Source organism: Paenibacillus sp. P32E (genome assembly GCF_001909085.1).
Taxonomy (GTDB): Bacteria; Bacillota; Bacilli; order Paenibacillales; family Paenibacillaceae; genus Paenibacillus_AQ; species Paenibacillus_AQ helianthi.
This window is the reverse complement of record NZ_LVYY01000058.1, coordinates 1-1054: the sequence shown is the minus strand read 5'-3', so window position 1 is coordinate 1054 and position 1054 is coordinate 1. Positions and strand designations below refer to the sequence as shown.

Sequence of the window (1054 nt, the reverse complement as noted above, 5' to 3'; positions counted from 1 at the left end):
CCTTCTTCACTCCGTAGAATCTCCCGAGCCTGACTCTGGTACCGCAATCGTTCCAAACTGACGACCACTTCTCGATTTCCTTCGGCTTTCGTACATTGTTCCTTCAGTGGGCAGCCCTCGCAGCTCTGGCTACGGTAATGACGTTTTCGAATTTCATATCCACTCCCCAGCGTTTCCTTGCTTTCTTTGCGGAAATGCAGCGTTTGTCCAGCTGGGCACGTCCATGTATCCTCGGCTTTGTTGTATGTCCAATTCTCAATCTTTCCGACATTCTCTTTCCAAGCTTTACTCTTTTCTTTATGGTAGCTTCCGTATTTCACTACCGCCTGAATCGCTTCCTTTTCCAGATAGGCGTAGTTTTCTTCACTACCGTAGCCTGCATCCGCAATCACCGCCCTAGGAAGTTTACCCAAGATCTTTTTTGCCTTTTCCATGTGCGGCTGTAAACAGCGGGTATCCGTCGGTCTTTGGTGTAGACTGTACGCCAAAATAAACTGGTTTTCCGTTCCGATTTGTACATTGTAACCCGGTTTGAGTTGACCATTTCGCATGTGGTCTTCCTTCATCCGCATGAACGTCGCATCCGGGTCGGTCTTGCTAAAACTGTTCCGGTCGCCAAGTAGCCTCTGGTACTGTTCGTACTTCAGTAATCTGGGCAGCAAATCCTTCCGAAGCTTCCAAACGGCTTTTTTCAGAGGTTTGTCTTTAGGTTTGTCCAGGAGCTTAGACTCCAGCACCTGGGTCAGGGTTTCTAGCTTCTCACTGTTCATCTCACAAGATTCTCCGAATTCGGCGAGGTCCTTTCCCTGGAACTCCTGTTCTTCTTGGTGCTCTGCCGCTTCAATGTCAGCAAACAGAGCGTGTACCTTCTCCTGTAATTTCGCTTTGTGTTTGCTGACCGCTTTGCCCCAAACAAAGGTGTAGCGATTGGCATTCGCCTCGATCTTAGTGCCGTCCACAAAATAATGCTCCAGAGACACGTATTTTTCGTCAGCCAGAAACTGAAGCACGGCGGTAAATACCGTTTCGAGGACATTCCTCATCCGCTGGGAAC

1 protein-coding gene is annotated in these 1054 nt (G+C 48.9%); it reads right to left on the bottom strand.

The genetic code is table 11. The features are described 5' to 3' along the window. The coding region (locus A3848_RS27465) for a transposase (protein WP_074088235.1) at positions 1–1054 on the bottom strand (1054 nt) is incomplete at both ends.